The organism is Alishewanella sp. HL-SH06, from assembly GCF_052656265.1.
In genome coordinates, this window is sequence record NZ_CP199752.1 from 1,686,216 (window position 1) to 1,704,286 (window position 18,071).

An 18,071-nucleotide genomic window follows, 5' to 3' on the forward strand; every position below is an offset into this window, starting at 1 on the left:
AACAAATCATTGCGGTGCTTTTCTATTTTTGCTTTTTCTCGTTTTTCTCTATTGGTTTAGTCTATCTGCCCATTTAGCTTTAATGGCCAACAGCTTCGGTAAATTGTCAATCAATAAAGGCACCAGTTGGGGATCAAAATGCTTTCCTGATTGGCTGGTTATAAACGCTAAAGCCGCGTCTACTGTCCATGCTTGCTTGTAAGGACGTTCACTGGTAAGCGCATCAAAAACGTCAGCAAGCGCAACGATCCTTGCGGCGATAGGGATCTCAGCGCCTGCTAAGCCATCGGGATAACCACTACCATCCCATTTTTCATGGTGCCAACGTGCCACCTGAGACGCTGTTGCCATCAGGCTTGAATCACACTCGCCGAGAATATCAGCACCAATACAGGTATGTTGGCGCATAATGACCATTTCGTCTTCAGTCAGCTTACCCGGTTTCAATAAAATATGATCGGGCGTACCAATCTTACCGATGTCATGCATTGGCGCGGCATGTAACAGCTCTTCTGCCCATTCAGTCGAGTAACCGGCCGCTAATGCCAAAATTTGCGCATAATGACTCATGCGTTTTACATGCAGGCCGGTTTCATTATCTTTATATTCAGCGGCGCGGCCTAGTCGCTCAACAACTTGTAAGCGAGTGCGTTTTAATTCGTCTACTTTAACCAATGACAAGTGGGTTTTAACCCTCGCGCGCACAATAGCCGGGCTAACAGGTTTAGTTATGTAATCAACGGCACCTAATTCAAGGCCATTGCTCTCGTCTATTTCATCCTTTAATGCGGTAACAAAGATCACCGGAATGTCGGCGAGATCCGATCTTGCTTTTAAGTTAGCACACAACTCAAAACCGGTAATATCAGGCATCATCACATCTAACAAAATAAGATCGGGTTTATCGTGTTGTAATAACTCAAAGGCTTGCTGAGCACTGGTGGCAAACATCAGTTTATAGCTATCTTGCAAAATCTGCTTTAACACGCGTAAGTTCAGCGGTTCATCATCGACAATCAAAATACGGCTTAAGGCTGGGGCTGAATGTTCGTTAAGCATGTTGCTGTTCCAAAGCACTTAGCAGTGCAGTCAAGGTTGTTTTAGCCTGATCAAATTTAAAATTTTCTACCAGCAAAAGCAGTTCATTTATTTCATCGCTGTAGGATGTGTTTTGATAGGCTTTAATTTTGGATAATAAACGGTCGTTATAATCGTGTTGCTGTAACTGTTCCGCCAGTTCGTTCAACAAAAGGGGTAACTCGCTAAGATCAAGCTTTGTTCCTGGGGTATTAGCTTTGTTACTATACTGCTCGATCGCCAGCATAGTTTGCTTGGCCACTTCAAAAATGTGCTGCATAACGTTGGTTAATTCACTAAGCTGCTGCTGTCTTAGCGTTTGTTCCAGAGTTGAAAATACGTTAGCTAAAGGTTTTAATGACAAATTCCCAGCTAATCCTTTGCCATTGTGGGCTTGCTGCTGCAATAGCGGATAATTGCCCGTTTGCATCGCTTGTTGTAACTGATCCAGTAAATCCGTCAGTGGCTTTGTTGCAAAACGTTTAAGCTCACTACAATAACGGTCTTTACTTCCCCATAAGGCAATGCCGTGATGCGGATCGAATAGCTGATCTTCATCTGTGGCTGGCAAAGGTGGGATAACGGAATCTTGGGGCTCAAGCTTTAACACACGGGCTATTTCAGCAAATAGTTGATCCGGTTCAATCGGTTTTGAACTGAAACCATCCATGCCGGCTTGCTGTGCAGCGAGTTTATCTTCGGTTAAGGCGCTGGCCGTTAGGGCAATAATGGGTATCCGTGGTAACTGTTGCTTTTGTTCGCGTTGTCGTTGCTGTTGTGCCGCGGTAAGTCCATCCATCACGGGCATTTGTATATCCATCAACACAACATCAGGCCTTTGTTCGGCTAATAGCGTTAACGCTTCAGCACCATTGCATGCGGTAAATACCCTATGCTGCTGGCGTGCTAACAGTGTGCTGAGTAAATCTAAATTTTGTGTAATGTCATCGACAACTAAAATAGACAATGGCGGTAATACCAACGCGTTGCTTGTTTGCGCTATAGGTTTGCCTGGTTGCAACGGAATACTGATGTTAAACGTTGAGCCTTGGCCAACTTGGCTTTGAACGTGGATCTGCCCCCCCATTAATTCGACCAGTTGTTTACTGATGGTGGTTCCAAGGCCTGTTCCCCCAAAACGACGACTCATGCTGGCATCGGCTTGAGTAAAGGGTTCGAAAATAGCCTGTAGCCGTGTCGAGTCCATGCCAATCCCCGTATCGATGACCTGAAATAGCAGGCCATTTGTCGAGGTGTGAATTTTTAAATGTACAGAGCCTTGCTCGGTAAATTTAATCGCGTTGCCAACAATATTAAGTAAAACCTGACGGATGCGATCGGCCGCACCATAGTAAAATGTGGCCACATTGGGGTCGATTTGCAGCAGTAATTGCACGTTTTTTTGTTTAGCACTCATCCAAAGCGTAGAGATAACCTGATCAGCTAACTGAGTTAAGTTAAAATCCAGCTGCTCTAACTCCATTTTTCCACGCTCTAGTTTCGCACTGTCCAATATATCGTTTAGTAAACTGAGTAATGCTTTAGCAGATTGGTGTGTGGTTGTCAGATATCGCTGCGCATCGGGGGTGTCAGGTGTTTCCAATAGTAAACCGCTAAAGCCAATAATGGCATTTAAGGGTGTCCGAATTTCATGGCTCATATTGGCTAAAAAGGTACTTTTTACTTCTGCGGCCTGCTCGGCTTGTAATTTAGCAAAGCGAAGCTGCTCTTCCATTTGCCGCCGCTCGGTAATATCCATGATAAAACCGTCACGGATTAAGCCTTGATGTTGCGGTAAGCTATCGGCATGCTCTAGCATCCAGCGTATGCTGCCACCGGCGTGCACAATGCGATATTCTAAAACAAAATCCTGACTAAAATCGGTGGCCTTAACCCTAGCTTTATCCTCTGCTGCAATGATCGAAAACCAAGAACGTTTGGCTTGTGGTGGCATAAAGTCTTCAGCAGGATAGCCGCTAATCAGCTCGACCCGTTCGCTGATATACTCTATTTGCCAGCTCTGCTGCCGAGTTGCCCGATAGGCTGCGCCCGGGATATTTTGAATTAACGAGCGCAATTTTTGTTCGCTTTGTTGCAGCGATTCCTCAAATGCTAATTTGGCAGAAATATCACTTAAACAAGCCACATACAGCAACTGATTTTCAAGTTGGGTTATGCTTAAGGCGAGTCTAGCGGTAATTTTGCTGCCATCTGCTTTAATGATGGGGATAGCTCGCTCTGTTCCCTGCAAGTTAAACGCTTGTGTTAATTCATTTGTGTTTAACTTTTGCTGGTACATCTCAGCATCTTTTGGCGTAAGAAACATCTTAAAATGTTTGCCTAATAAGGCTGTGGTGCCAAACAAGACGGGCGCTGCTTGATTGTACTCGACAATGACGCCGCGACTGTCCAGGGTGACGATGGCATCTAATACGGTATTCATAATGGCGCCAAGCCGTTTTGCATAATTATCGCTCGAGCTTTTAGCGGCGTAAAAGTTGAGTAGTACTTGTAGCAATAACACCAATAAGGTAACAACCAAGGTGACTGAGGTCACGATCAACGCCATAGAACCACTATTGGCGGTATTCTCAGCGGCAGTAAAGCCTGGCGGTGCCACAAAACGGGCTGCTAACATGCCCATGTAATGCATTGCGCTAATCGCTAAGCCCATCACGGTGCCGCTTAACAAATTCAGCTGCCAACGTGGTAACTTTAGTTGTAATCGGTTGATACCAAAGCGGATCCACAAGGCTAAAAAAGCCATAAATACGGCAATTAAAATAGAAAGGCTAAATAGCAGAGGATCGTAACGTAATTGCGGCGCCATACTCATCGCAGCCATGCCGGTATAATGCATGGCGCCAATACCGGCACCCACCAACACACCACCGATTAACAGTTTTGGTAAGGTCAACCGTTCTTGGATCAATAAATTCAGGGCAGTATACGAGGCTAACAAACTGGGCAATAAAGAGAAGAGGGTGAGATTGGTGGTGTAGTCGACTGGGGTACATAAGCTAAAAGCCAACATGCCAATAAAATGCATGGACCAAATGCCAATGCCAAGACTGATGGTGCCGGCTAATATGGCCAATTGGCGTTGCCATAGTAAGAAATGTTGTCGACTAATATCTACCGAAAATAATGCCGCCCAAGAGGACAATATAGCCACCAGAATAGACAGCAAAACGAGCTCAAGCTGATAAGTACCCTCCAACAACACTGGCTGTGCAGGCAACTGGAACACCTCAAACAACATCGCAGTATTTCCTCCACGATAGACGTCAATATGTCTGACATAATATACCAAGGCGCGAATTGCAACTAGCTTTTACTTTAGGTTGCTTGATGAGCAGTATGCATGTTGCTTGCTCAAGAAGAAGATAAACGAGTTAGTAATAGCGTTTTTTTCTAAGCCAAAATCTCGGTACAACCCAGCCACATTAGTGCAAAATTAAACCATTCGATTTAGTTGATTACAGTGGTTAGCGCTACTCATGAGACAATTTTAGTTTAAAGAAATTGCTTGGTACGTGGCTATCCGAAGCGATAGCAATGCGTTCAGCGTCGCAAGTGGCCGCTAAAATATTATCGACATGAACAAAGCTATTTTGACTGTACTAAGCCTTTGCAACTTCTTGAAAGCGATTCACTGACCACTTTGGCGATAATATTCATTATGAGATCGCCAGGCTTAGCGGCGCGGATCCCTGAACTTACTTTGCTTAGTTTCATGACTACCCTTGGATTTTGTTTTTTATATGGCGATATATATCGCACAACTCATATTGCTAGCTATTATACGTGAATGGAATCCAACCAATGAGTGAAAATTTGTCAATTACTTGGCATTACCAATCTCGACTTTTATGGCTTTATGTTATTACCAGTTTTAGCGTAACCTGCTATGCTTAAAATATAGCTTGGCCCGTAATAGTAAAACCGCGATTTTGTTTTTGCTTAGGGCTTTTGAAGTCGCTAATATGCACGTTAATTAGTGCACAGAATATTGGTTAGAAAAATATGAGAGAGCCTTTATGAAAAGCAGACGAATGTTTTGGGGCATCGTAGATAAAATTGAAGCGTTAATTGATAGCGGTGAATTTGCGCCGGGTAGTCGTTTACCTGCTGAGCGCGAACTGGCAGAAAAATTTAATGTCAGTCGGCCGACTATTCGCGAAGCGATCATTGCTTTAGAAGTGCGAGAGAAGGTTGAAGTGAAAACCGGCTCGGGGGTTTATGTACTTGAAGGTGCGATTAAAAATAATAAAGAAGCGGTAGTGAATGCTTTTGAATTAACCCAAGCTCGGGCACTGGTTGAAGGCGAGGTGGCAGCATTAGCGGCGGTGAGCATTACTGATGAAGAGCTGGCCCGTTTACATGATACGCTTGTTATGATGAAAGAACGTGGTGAAACTGAAGAGGCCGATCGCCTATTTCACAGTATTATTGCTGGCGCGACCCGAAATGGCGCGATGATTTTATTGGTCAATAAGTTATGGTCTTTGCGTGAATCTACCGCCGCCATCATTGATGATTATGCTAGCGTTTGTAGTAAGGATAGCCATTTAACGTTGCAGGAGCACACGGCCATTTATAATGCGCTTAAAGCGAAAGATCCGTCAAAAGCAAGGGTGGCCATGCATAATCACTTCAACCGTTTGATCAATACCTTGTTTGATGCCACGGAAGCCAGTGCCTTAGAAGAAGTACGCCGTAAGAACAACGAGAAACGCGGTTTATATTCCATTTCGAATTTGGTTAAACATAAAGTGGTTTAGCTCTTATTGCTTTGCACCACGGTGTGTTTCGGCTGCTACACACGGCTTAACGAAAAATAGCTGTCGCCAATATCAAAAAACCTATTAAGAAAATGCAGCGATCATCGCTGCATTTTTATGTCTGCTAAATATAAGAGGCGCTTGATAAGAAGGGACTCTTGCTGTGTGTAGGGTAAGCGTTTTTAAAGCGTTGAGCCTTTAGAGGATTGTTTATTTATGTTTATTATGTCAGCTTGACCGGGTGTCGCCCATTGAGGTTTCAGGTTTATGTCTGTTGTAGCTAACCGCTCTTCAAATTTTTAGGCTTGTGTAGCTAAAGCAGTTTATTGGCAAATTTAACAAAGGACTAAACAGCAAGGCATCATAGGGTGAGATATAGGGTAGCCGCTAGTTGCCCCCCTATTAACCAATTCATTTTAATTGGCATGACACTTTTAGTGGTTCGGAAACGGTTTTATCTATAAAAAGCGAGGCTATGATCCAACTTATCGATGTGATGTTTTAAGATGATGGTTTTGCTACTGGCTAGGCAGGATTTTGGTCACATCAGTTGGTTAAGCGAGGTTTTTTATTGTTATACTCTGGTGTCGTCTTGGTATTTCTGCCTTTTGCTGCGTTTGTTTTATCGTTAGATGTATTTTGGTTCAATCATCTGCTAAACCTTACTAGGCATTTGTTTTTTCAAATACAATCGTCAATACTAATTAAGTTACCTTGCGGCTATAAGCTTGAGTATTGCTTAATAAAAGCATGAGGCTTTCAGTACCTCTAGCGATATCGCAAATCCATAAAATCAGGTAATGTGCTACACAACGTAAGACAACGCTATGCGTTGTTATCCGCAGTACCCACGTCTTGATTGCTTTTGAGGCTATAAAATATGTCTATTCAACGAAAGTTTGTATTATCGGTGAGCGTATTAATCGTCTGTTTAATGCTGATCGCGGTCGGATTAACCTATGTTCGTACTAACTTAGCTGTAAATAAGCAAGTGACACAAAGCGCGCAGCAGCTCAATTCTAGTGTGGTTAAACTTCTTTCTGTAACCGATAAGCTGATGCAAGACCGCGTCGCTAGCACCATGAAGTTGTTATTGCAACGGATTGAACAGGCGGGGCCAGTTGCTTTAAGTCAACCGGTACAAGTAAAAGATGTTATGGTGCCTGATCTACTGATTAACGATGTACCACAAGCTAATAATTTTAAACTCGTTGATGAGCTAACCGATATCGCCGGTGGTACGGCTACACTTTTCAGCCGAGATGGTGATAATTTTGTGCGGGTGGCTACCAATGTGCTGGTGAATGGACAGCGAGCCATTGGTACACAGTTAAATCCTACCGGCACTGTGATTCAATTAATAAAACAAGGTAAGGCTTTTTTTGGGCAAGTTGATATTTTAGGCACGCCTTACCTCACTGGCTATACCCCGTTATTCAACTCGGCACAGCAAGTCGTAGGCATTGCCTATGTCGGTTACAAAGCCGACTTAACTGAACTTGAAGCGAGTATTAAAGACAGTAAATTGTTATCTCAAGGCTTTGTGGCCGTGGTTGATGACAAAAACCGTGTGCGGATGCATTCAGATAACCAAACCACTGCTGCAATTGAGAGTGTCTTAGCCGGTTCAGACAGCGATTGGACCGTTATTAGTAATGATTACCCTGCATGGCAATATCGAGTCATTGTGGCAATTAATCATGATGACGTCGCTGCGCTGGTAAGAGCAGAGGCCATTAAAATGGGTTTTGCTGTGATTTTTATTGGTTTGCTGATTATCGTGTTGATAGCAGTGTTAGTGAATCGCTTTATTGCAGCACCTTTAACACAAACTATTAGTCGATTAACACAAATTACTCAAGGCGGCGGCGATTTAACACAGCGCCTATCTATTACCACAAAAGATGAAATTGGCACTATGGCGCAAGAGTTTAATCAGTTACTGGAGCATGTTCGCCAGACGATTGCTAAGTTTGCCCATACCAGTGAAGCATTACAGCACTCTGCTAAGGATCTCAGCAGTTTGGCCGATCGCGCAACAGCAGCGAGTGCTTCACAACGACAACAAACCGATCATGCAGCGGCATCAATCCACGAAATGGCAGTAACCGCACAAACGGTGGCGCAAAGTACGGTGGATGCAGAGCATGTGGCGGGTTCCGTATTTGAGTTAACTGATAAAGCTAACCTACAAACACAACAATTACTGAAAAGTATCGAGCAGCAACAGGAAAAAGCCTCGGCGTCTTCAAAAGTGGTGAAAGAGTTAAACTCGGCCAGTGAAGATATTGCTACTGTATTGAATGTGATTAAATCGATTGCTGAACAAACCAATTTACTGGCGCTGAATGCCGCTATTGAAGCGGCTAGAGCGGGTGAGCAAGGTCGAGGTTTTGCGGTGGTCGCCTCAGAAGTACGAAACTTAGCCGGCAAAACGCAATCTTCAACCGATGAAATTCAAACCATGATTGTGCGTTTGCAAGGTAATGTGAATGATGTGTCGAGTTTTTCAGCCGCGCAGCAACAGATGTCTGAAAATAACACCCAGTCGGCGCAGCTAGCCGTTGATGCATTACAACAGGTGTTAGAAGCCTCAAAACATATTAATGCGATCAATGCCGATATTGCCAGCGCCGCTGAACAGCAAAGTGTCGTCGCTGAGGACGTCAGTCGAAATGTTGAGACAATTAAGCAAGGCGCTGAACAAAATTCAGCCTATGCTCAAGAAACGCAAAATGCGGCTAACGCATTGCAACAAGCCGCCAACGAAGCTAAGCAATTGCTGGCGCGTTATCAAGTGTAAATTCAGCTGGGCAATAGATACCTACTGCCAAGGTATCTATTGCCCAGTCCCCTGCAAATTTGGGTTGATAATAAACCTTCCTGCCATTTTGAGCCCATATAATCAGTTAAACACGGTCTGAGTGATGCGATAGTAGTCGGTTATTTGTGATAGTGTTAAGCTAAGTTAAAGATAGTGCATTGAAAGCAGGAGACTTCATGGAAGCTAGCCATATAGAAATTCGCCATTTAACCAAAGAAGACATGACTGAGCTACGTCATGCCTCTGAGCAGGTATATAAATCAGGCCCATTGCTCAGTTGGAGTGAAGAGGTCATTGATACCTTGTTAGCCAAGTTTCCCGAGGGGCAAATTTGTGCCTGTGTGGACGGTAAAGTTGTTGGCTGTGCCTTTTCTCTAATTATTGATTACATCAAATTCAGCGACGAACATACTTACGAGCAAATAGTTACTGGTTTTTCGTTTAATAATCATGACCCACACGGTGATATTTTATACGGTATCGAAGTATTTATTCACCCAGATTACCGTGGTTTACGTTTAGCACGTCGTTTATATGATGTTCGCAAAGAGCTTTGCGAAAACCTTAATCTGCGCGCCATAATGGCGGGCGGTCGCATGCCTAACTTTAATGAACATGCAGATAAACTGAGCGCCAAACAATATATTGAAAAGGTAAAAAGCAAACAGATCTATGATCCGGTACTAAGCTTTCAGTTAGCTAATGGCTTTCATGTACGCAAATTACTCAAAGGGTATCTGCGTGGTGATACCGAGTCGCAAGAATATGCCACCTTATTAGAATGGGCCAATATTTATTACACCAAATCGGTGAAGCTAATCAATGCTCCTAAAGCCGAAGTACGTTTAGGTTTAGTGCAGTGGCAAATGCGTAATATGAAAGATATCAATCAGCTTTTTGAGCAGATGGAGTTTTTTGTTGATGCCGTGTCAGATTATAAAAGCGATTTTATCTTATTCCCTGAATTGTTCGCAGCACCGCTGATGGAGCATTACAATCATTTAAGTGTTACGCAAAGCATTCGCGAGTTGTCAAAGTACACGGAAACGATCCGTGATAAATTTATTGAATTCGCTATTTCTTACAACATCAATATCATTACCGGCAGCATGCCTTATATGTATGATGGCAAACTGCACAATAGTGGCTTTTTATGCCGTCGTGATGGCACTTGGGAGCAATATGACAAGGTGCATGTTACGCCAGCTGAAAAACGTAACTGGGCGATGCATGGCGGCAATAAAATCAAGGTGTTCGATACCGACTGTGGCAAAATTGGCATTATGATTTGTTACGATGTCGAGTTTCCTGAATACGCGCGCTTATTATCCGATCAAGGTATGAATATTCTATTTGTGCCATTTTTAACCGATACGCAAAATGGTTACACCCGTGTGCGGCACTGTGCCATGGCCCGAGCTATTGAAAACGAATGTTATGTGGCGATTGCCGGTGCAGTGGGTAATTTAGCTCGTGTTAATAACATGGATATTCAATATGCGCAGTCAGCCCTTTTCACGCCATCAGACTTTTCGTTTCCAACCACTGGTATCAAAGCTGAAGCAACACCAAATTCTGAGATGCTATTGATTGTTGATGTTAATTTGGATCTGTTAAAAGAGTTACATACCCACGGCAGTGTGCATACCATGAAAGATCGACGGCACGATGTGTATCAATTATCTTTGGTACAGCAGCCAGAAAAGTAAACTGCGTTAAGCTCATTATAAAAAACCGCCACCTTTATCGTGGCGGTTTTTTTATGTCTAAAACCGCTTTTTTTGGATCCACTGCCCAAATAATACGCATGCAAATAAAAATAGTTATCATTTAGGTTTACAGGTTGGGCGAAACCTTTTATGCTTGCTGCCCTGATTGGTTTACCTCTTTAAGGGAATGATAATGACAAAAATAACCTCTAAACACCCGTCGAACCATTTTGGTTCCAAAGCACTTTTTACCACTTTAGCCCTAACACTCGGGCAGGTTTCTGCCGAAGAAATCGTGATTGAGTGCGATAGTGCCGAGCCCAATTGCCAAGAGCAGGCAATCGAATTAATTAAGATCCACGGTGTACGTTTTTCTAAATACCAGGTGGAGCAATCAGGTGATTTACGTCGCACAGCACCGCTGCTCGATACACCTCAAACCATTACGGTGTTAACCAAAGATCAAATTGAAGAGTCGGGTAAGTCGGATCTCAAAGAAATTTTAGCAGCACAAGCAGGCGTTACCCTGGGCACAGGCGAAAACGGTAATGCCTTTGGTGATCGTTATATTATTCGCGGGCATGAAGCGCGCTCAGATGTATTTGTTGACGGCTTACGCGATCCGGGCATGACCACCCGCGAAAGTTTTGCCACAGAACAAATTGAAATTACCAAAGGCCCCAGCTCGACTTTTGCCGGGCGCGGTTCTTCGGGTGGGGCCGTAAACAGTATCAGTAAAAAAGCCTCAACGTCTTACGATTTTGGCCGTATTGATGCCAGCCTCGGCACGGATGAACATCATCGTCTTGTGTTGGATTACAATGCACCGATTGCCAACGACTTTGCTACCCGTATCAATTTACTGAGCACGGCAGAGGATGCCCCTGGGCGTGAAGGGATCAGTCGTAGCCGTGAAGGCGCTTTGCTATCGGGAGTGTATGATAATGCCCGCTCGGTAAAAACCTTTGCTGATCTGTATTATTTAAAAGCCGAAGATACTCCGGATCTAGGCAGTTATTATCAACAAGATAGCCGCAAGCCTTTAAATGATATTCCGGTATACGCACAGCAAGAAGACTTTTTACATTCCGAAGTGGCCGCCGCGACCTTTAGAGTTGAATGGCAGTTAGCGGATAATCTGCGTTTTCATAATGCCACCCGCTATGGGGAAACCCGCAACGGTTATTTAGCGACCGGTGCCCGTGGCACTGAACGCGATGCCTCTGATTTGACGGCGCCGAATGCTAAGACCATAGTGCTAAGTACGCATCAAGGTTGGCAAGATGTTGAGTATTTTGCCAGCCAATTTAATTTGTTTTGGAATACCCAAACCGGCTCGGTAGCACATCAATTCTTGTTGGGTGTGGAAATCAGTGACGAGCAGGTAGACAACGGTGTCTATGATATTAGTTACCAAAACAGCACTAATTGCCGTGTGGCAGGGCGCTCATCAGTCAGTAACAGTTATTGCTTACTGGATGGTACGGGTGAGGTTTACGCGAATGCTGATAATATTATTGGTCGTAATATCGAGATGGGCAGTTCAGACGCCTTGTTTAAAGCCAAAACGTTAGCTGCGTATGTCATGGATACCGCCAAACTGAATGATAAATGGCAAGTGTTCGCGGGGCTGCGGGTAGATCAAATCGATTACAGTAATGATGTACTGTCCTCTGGCCAGCCGGTGCAATATGCTTATAAAGACAGTTTTTACAATGGTCATTTGGGGCTGGTATACAGCTTGAGCGAACATGGTAACTTGTATCTGAGTTACGCTACCGCGACTAACATTAATGGTGGTGAGTCTGATCTGGGCGCAAACTGTGGCTATGGCGGTCTTTGTGGCGATCCAGAACAAGCAGCATTAGCCGATCCAGAAACAGTGCAAAATATTGAATTAGGCACTAAATGGTCGCTGTTAGATGAACGCTTATTTTTAGCGGCAGCATGGTTTACCACAACGAAGTCTGATGTGATGGAAAGTGTTGGCGATGCCTATTCAACCTTAGGGACTTTAAACACCGGTAAAAACCGTATTCAGGGTGTCGAGTTTGCCATCAATGGTAATCTAACCGATAAACTCAGTGTGCAAGCCAGCGCGGCCATTATGCAATCAGAGGTACTGGATTCAATTGAGCCGAGTAATATTGGTTTGGCGCTGAGTAACTTTGCTGATGAAAGTGTCTATGTGCAGTTACGTTATCAACTAACGCCAGATTTAGTACTGGGCGGAGATTACAGCTATAAAAGCGAAATCTATGGCGGTCAGCCCGATACGGCAGCCGGTTTCAACAGCACGATTAACGATTACAGCATAGTAGTACCGAGTTATGCCGTGTTGGGCTTATTTGCCAACTATAACATCAATGAAGCGACCACCTTGCGTATGAATATCGGTAATGTCACCAATAAAGAGTACTGGACTGCGGCTTATCGTTCTGGTGCCTTTATGTACTTGGGTGATGCCCGTTCTGTTCGTGCAACCTTAACCTATGAATTTTAAACCTTGTTATTAACCTTTAGGAGCTAAAACATGCACGTGTTAAAGCAATTACTGACTAAAACTGAAGTGGCAGAATTTCGTCAAGCGCTGCAACACGTGCCTTGGTTAGATGGTAAGGGCAGTGCAATGGGGATGGCGGCGGCGGTTAAACACAATGCGCAAGCAGACCGGGATCATCACCAGGTACAGCTACTGGCTAATCGTTTACTGGCGAAGTTTGGACATAATCCCAGTTTAATGGCTGCAGCCTTACCACATCGTATTTATCCACCGTGTTTTAATAGTTATGCAGAAGGTGGGCATTATGGCTGGCATGTCGATGCCGCCATTATGCGTTTACCCGATCAACAGATATTGCGTTCAGATCTCTCCATCACGGTATTTTTATCAGAGCCAGAAGACTACCAAGGTGGCGAGTTAGTCATTCAAACCGATTTTGGTGAGCAAAGCGTTAAGCTCGCGGCCGGTGATGCGGTGTTGTATTCCTCGGCAACCTTGCATCAGGTGATGCCAGTGACTGCCGGGCAGCGTGTGGCGGCCATCAGTTGGTTACAAAGCATGATCCCCGGCACGGCACTGCGCGAAACCTTGTATCAACTAGATTTAAGTATTCAAGCCTTGGCAGGTCACTCGGGGATAGAGCGCGCTGAATTAGACCGCTTACATCATATTTATCATAACTTGATCCGTCAGCATGCACAGGTATAGCCGCTTTGTGAAAGCGGATGACTGACATATTTGAACAGTTGCTCATAAACAACTTGAACGACTGTTCATTTTTGGTTATAGTGACCTCATCAGCACGGCAATTACTGTCGGCAGATACTTTTTCGCTATTAACTAAGGATCATGATGATGAGTCACTTCACTTTGCACACCGTCGATACTGCGCCAGATGACAGCAAGTCTATGCTGCAAAACTCATTAAGCGCCTTTGGTTTTATTCCTAATTTACATGCGGTGATGGCTGAAGCGCCGGGGTTGTTAGACGGCTATCAAGTACTGCATAAGCTGTTTAGCGAATCGTCGTTTAGTGCTGAAGAGTTAACCGTAGTATGGCAAACCATTAATGTTGAACATGAATGTGGTTATTGTGTCCCTGCGCATACGGGTATTGCGCATATGATGAAAGTGGATGCCGGTATTACCGACGCATTACGTAACCGTGCGCCTTTACCGACAGAAAAGCTGCAAGTACTACATGACACCACGCTTGCCATGACCCGCAGTCGCGGTAAACCCTCAGCAGAGCAGCTTGAGCGCTTTTTTGCAGCGGGCTACACCCAGCGTCAATTATTAGAAATTGTTTTAGGTTTAGCGCAGAAGGTGATGAGTAATTATACCAATCATTTAGCGGCAACACCGCTTGATGCGCCATTTCAAAAATTTAGCTGGTCTGCAAAATAAGCCTCGCTTGTTTGTTTAAATGATTTGCTTAAATGACGACAGCAAAGTGGTCTAATATTCGTCGCTTTGTTGTCTTAATCCGATCAATCACTGAGGAATTGACGACTAATGCCTTTTATCCCGCGTTGCCAACGGTCATGGTTGGCTTTTGTGTTACTTTTTCTATTAGGAACCGGAATGATAAGTCATGCTGCTACTCAACCTAAAGTCATTGTTTTTGATGTTAATGAAACGCTGTTAGATCTTGAAACGATGCGCAGTTCAATTGGCCAAGCATTAAATGGCCGAGATGATCTCACTGCTTTATGGTTTTCAACTATGCTACACCATTCTCTCGTCACCACAGTGAGTGGTGACTATCAAGATTTTGGCAAGATTGGTGTTGCAGCAATGCTGATGGTGGCACAAAGCAATAATATTGCTTTAACCGAAGATCAAGCCCTAACGGCCATCAAAGGGCCTTTGTTGTCTTTGCCAGCCCATCCCGACGTAAAAGCCGGTTTAGCCGCATTAAAGGCCAAAGGTTACACGCTGGTCAGTTTAACCAACTCATCGAATAATGGAGTTACCACGCAGTTTGCGAATGCGGGCTTAACGGACTATTTCGAGCAACGGTTAAGTATTGAAGACATTAAAGTGTACAAACCCGATTTGCGCGCTTATGCGTGGGCGTTAGCTAAATTAGGCGTTAAGCCAGAAGAGGCGTTAATGGTTGCAGCACACGGCTGGGATATTGCTGGTGCGAAAGCCGCTGGAATGCAAACCGCCTTTGTTGCCAGACCAGGTAAAACCCTGTATCCGCTAGCGCCTGCACCGGATTATGTGGTGAAAGTCTTATCAGAGTTAGTGCAAAAGCTTAACTAAGCTTAAATCTAACACGCTAATCTGTTTAATGACGTCATACCTCAATATGACACCTCGCCTGAGCAATTGCCTATTGCTGCTCAGGCGTCTCAATGCTGACTGTCACTATCATTAAATCCAGTTGTCCTTAAATTCGAACGTGTGCATTACGATATAATGTTACGTTTTGGCCGCTACCTATATCGAAATGCAATGTTAGGCCATACGTCGACGGCATATAACGGGCTTCTTTGTAGCAACCGGGCTGCTCTTTTTTTTGAGAACTGGGCTAACGATAAACTTTTGTAGTATAAACTGCGGACAATTAATTGCTGGTTTGATGAACCGTTGATAAAAGTATATTTAGCTGTAGCTGTAACTTTTTTCAACTAATCCAACAATAGATAGATAATACGCACCGAGTGGTGCGTTTTTTACATTATAGTTAAGTCAGTAGGGTTGTAGGCATTTTACGTTTCAGCACTGACATCTCACTTATTATTATAAAAAGAAGGTATTTATTTTGCGATTCCATTATCACCCCCTAGCGGCAGCCATTATGTTGACTTTGGCGGTAGCACCTTTACAGACCTTGGCACAAAGTATTTCCTCAACTGAACCCGCTGAGCAGGCTGAGCCGGTTGAAGTGATCAAAGTCACAGGTGTGCAGACTACGGAAGACACTATTTCGCCGAAGTTTGCCCGAGTCAGTGGCAGTTTTGGCGATGATAAGGCACTGGTGAATATTGCCCGTTCCGTTACGGTGATTACTGAAGAGATGATGCAGCAATATGCCATTACCTCATTGCAAGATATTCTAGCCTTAACCCCCAATAGCTATGCAGCATCTGGCTTTGGGGCACCGAGCTTACCCACGTTACGTGGTCAGTTAGGAGAGCTGTTTGAAAACGGCATCCGCCGCCAAGCGGGTAATAATGGTTTTGGTGTACCGTTATCTTTCAATGCTATAGAGCAACTCGATATTGTCAAAGGGCCACCACCGGTAATTCTGGGTAGTACGCAGCGTAATGGCGGCTATGTCAATCTCGTCAGTAAAAAAGCGTCAGTAGAGCAAGCCAGTCAGCAATTGACGGTCAGTACGGGTACTTGGCAGCAATATCGGGCGCAACTAGATATCAATCAGCCGCTATTGGAAAACGAAGCCGGTGTGCGTTTGAGCTTAGAGCATATCGATGAAGACAGTTTTTATGATTTTAGCCATCATCGCAGCACCAGCGCCTATGCCAGTGGCCGTTGGCAGTTAGACGCCGATACGCGCTGGGATCTGAGCGCCGAATATTACAAAGCCAATTATACTGACATCGCTGGCATTAACCGGCCCACGCAAGCGCTGATCGATGCGGGTTTGTATATCACCGGCCAAGGTATTCAACCCAATGGCAGCAGTGTAGCGGGTGCTTTTGCGCTCGTGTCGCCAACAGGGCAGGTGGTTATACCGCGCAATCAAGTACTGACCGATCCAGACGATACCAACCAAGCACAAACCTTTTTACTGCACAGTGAGTACCGGCAGCAGCTGAGTGGCCAGTGGTTATTGCGAAATATCAGCTATTTTCAGCATTTAAGCCGTGAAGAGATTGCTGGCAACAGTTTTGTTGAGATTATTGATGGCGCTGATACCTTTGAAAACCGCACTGAATTGCAATATCAGTGGGAGGCAGAGCAGCAAACCACCTTTGGGCTAAATGTCCGTTATAACGATGTGCTCGGCTACAGCCAATTTACTACTGAAGCGGACTTACCCATTGATTTAACGGGGCCGCTGTCTAATCGACGCATCCCGTTAACGCCAGCACAGCAAGCGCGATTAGTTGAGCTTCGCCCCGGTATTTATGTGTCACCCGGTGCGCAATACGATGTGAATAACGATGGCGCAGGCGATTTCTCGTTGTCTGACACTACGGATTCAACCAGCTGGCAAACTGGTGTTTTTGTGCAACATGACAGCCAGTGGAGTGATAAATGGAGCAGCATTATTGGTCTGCGTGCCGATCAGTATGACGTGACCGCCCGTGATGCGTTACCGCCGGCGGGGCAAATGGCGGCGCAAGATAGCCATTCGGACTTACTCGGCAGTGGTATGCTCAGTGTCAGTTTCAAATTGCAACCTGATATGGTGGCATATGTCAGCGCTAACTACAACGAAGCAACCTCTAACAGTATGGCTGGCGGCACAGTACTCGGCGCCAATAATCAAATCAACCCACTGAATTTCGCCACCGAAAACACCTTAGTCGAAACCGGCATTAAGTATGATCCGGCTAACAGCAGCTGGTACGCCGATGCCGCGGTGTTTCAACAGCGGCGAAGCTTACGAAATCGTGACGGCAGCAACAGCGGTATTCGGACTTCTGGCGTTGAAGCGCAGGTGTTTTACCGTGCCGAGCAGTATTGGTTTAATCTCGCCTATAGCTATTTAGATGCGCGTTATGATGATTCAGCAAGCTTTCAAGATAGCCAGCAAGTTGCCGATGCTTTTGATAATTCACGCCCCGATATTATTGTTGGTACTGGCATTGGCGCGCCCAACTTTGCCGGTTTTGCACCGTCATCTTCGCGAGTGCAGGGGATCCCCTCAACAATCTTATCTTTGAATGCCGGTTATCAATTAACGGAGCTGTGGCAAGTGGGCCTAGCCACGGTGTATACCAAAAGCTATCCGTTAGACTTCTTAGCCACGGTGCATATTCGCGATCAATATCATATTAACCTCAACAGCAGTTATCAGCTGAGCCCACAATTGTTAATGCGTTTGGATGTACTTAACGTGACGCAGCAGCAAAACTGGCGGCCGGTATTTGAAGGCGGCTATTTTGGCTCAACCTTGGTGTTTCCTGAATTACCCCGTAATGTTAATGCCTCGGTGACCTACCGTTTTTAATGCTGCGCTCTTAAATTAATAA

Annotated in this window: 10 protein-coding genes; 8 read left to right on the forward strand and 2 right to left on the reverse strand. The window is 44.7% G+C overall.

All coding sequences use genetic code 11. The features are described 5' to 3' along the window. Nucleotides 1–48 precede the first annotated feature (48 nt). Entirely contained in the window at nucleotides 49–1,059 is a 1,011-nt protein-coding gene (locus ACUJFK_RS07810) for a response regulator (RefSeq protein ID WP_445426574.1), read from the reverse strand. Beyond that, nucleotides 1,052–4,318 carry an MHYT domain-containing protein gene (locus tag ACUJFK_RS07815; RefSeq protein WP_445426575.1) on the reverse strand — a complete coding sequence of 1,089 codons (3,267 nt, stop codon included), beginning with the start codon at nucleotides 4,316–4,318 and terminating at the stop codon, nucleotides 1,052–1,054. Before ACUJFK_RS07815 ends, ACUJFK_RS07810 begins: the two co-directional genes overlap by 8 nt. A 799-nt stretch (nucleotides 4,319–5,117) precedes the next feature. Between ACUJFK_RS07815 and ACUJFK_RS07820 the strand changes: the two genes are divergently transcribed. From ACUJFK_RS07820 to ACUJFK_RS07855, 8 genes are all read left to right on the forward strand, one after another. Then, a complete protein-coding gene (locus ACUJFK_RS07820; RefSeq protein WP_445426576.1) occupies nucleotides 5,118–5,861 on the forward strand; it encodes a FadR/GntR family transcriptional regulator in 744 nt (247 codons plus the stop codon). Between the two features lie 880 nt (nucleotides 5,862–6,741). Continuing rightward, the gene (locus tag ACUJFK_RS07825) at nucleotides 6,742–8,664 is read left to right on the forward strand and encodes a methyl-accepting chemotaxis protein (protein ID WP_445426577.1); all 1,923 of its coding nucleotides are present in this window, start codon (nucleotides 6,742–6,744) and stop codon (nucleotides 8,662–8,664) included. A 197-nt stretch (nucleotides 8,665–8,861) separates the two neighbouring features. After that, on the forward strand, nucleotides 8,862–10,394 hold the full coding sequence (locus tag ACUJFK_RS07830) for a GNAT family N-acetyltransferase (RefSeq protein ID WP_445426578.1): 1,533 nt from the start codon (nucleotides 8,862–8,864) through the stop codon (nucleotides 10,392–10,394). A gap of 193 nt (nucleotides 10,395–10,587) precedes the next feature. After that, the gene (locus ACUJFK_RS07835) at nucleotides 10,588–12,897 is read left to right on the forward strand and encodes a TonB-dependent receptor (protein WP_445426579.1); all 2,310 of its coding nucleotides are present in this window, start codon (nucleotides 10,588–10,590) and stop codon (nucleotides 12,895–12,897) included. 30 nt (nucleotides 12,898–12,927) lie between these two features. Then, the gene (locus ACUJFK_RS07840; protein WP_445426580.1) at nucleotides 12,928–13,605 is read left to right on the forward strand and encodes a Fe2+-dependent dioxygenase; all 678 of its coding nucleotides are present in this window, start codon (nucleotides 12,928–12,930) and stop codon (nucleotides 13,603–13,605) included. Nucleotides 13,606–13,752: 147 nt separating this feature from the next. Next, nucleotides 13,753–14,304, forward strand: coding sequence for a carboxymuconolactone decarboxylase family protein (locus ACUJFK_RS07845; RefSeq protein WP_445426581.1), 552 nt, complete (start codon nucleotides 13,753–13,755; stop codon nucleotides 14,302–14,304). A 177-nt stretch (nucleotides 14,305–14,481) separates the two neighbouring features. Beyond that, nucleotides 14,482–15,168, forward strand: a complete 687-nt coding sequence (locus ACUJFK_RS07850) for a haloacid dehalogenase type II (RefSeq protein ID WP_445426582.1) — start codon at nucleotides 14,482–14,484, stop codon at nucleotides 15,166–15,168. Between the two features lie 538 nt (nucleotides 15,169–15,706). Further along, nucleotides 15,707–18,049: a TonB-dependent receptor gene (locus tag ACUJFK_RS07855; RefSeq protein ID WP_445426770.1), complete on the forward strand. Its 2,343-nt coding sequence runs from the start codon at nucleotides 15,707–15,709 to the stop codon at nucleotides 18,047–18,049. The last annotated feature ends 22 nt before the right edge of the window (nucleotides 18,050–18,071 follow it).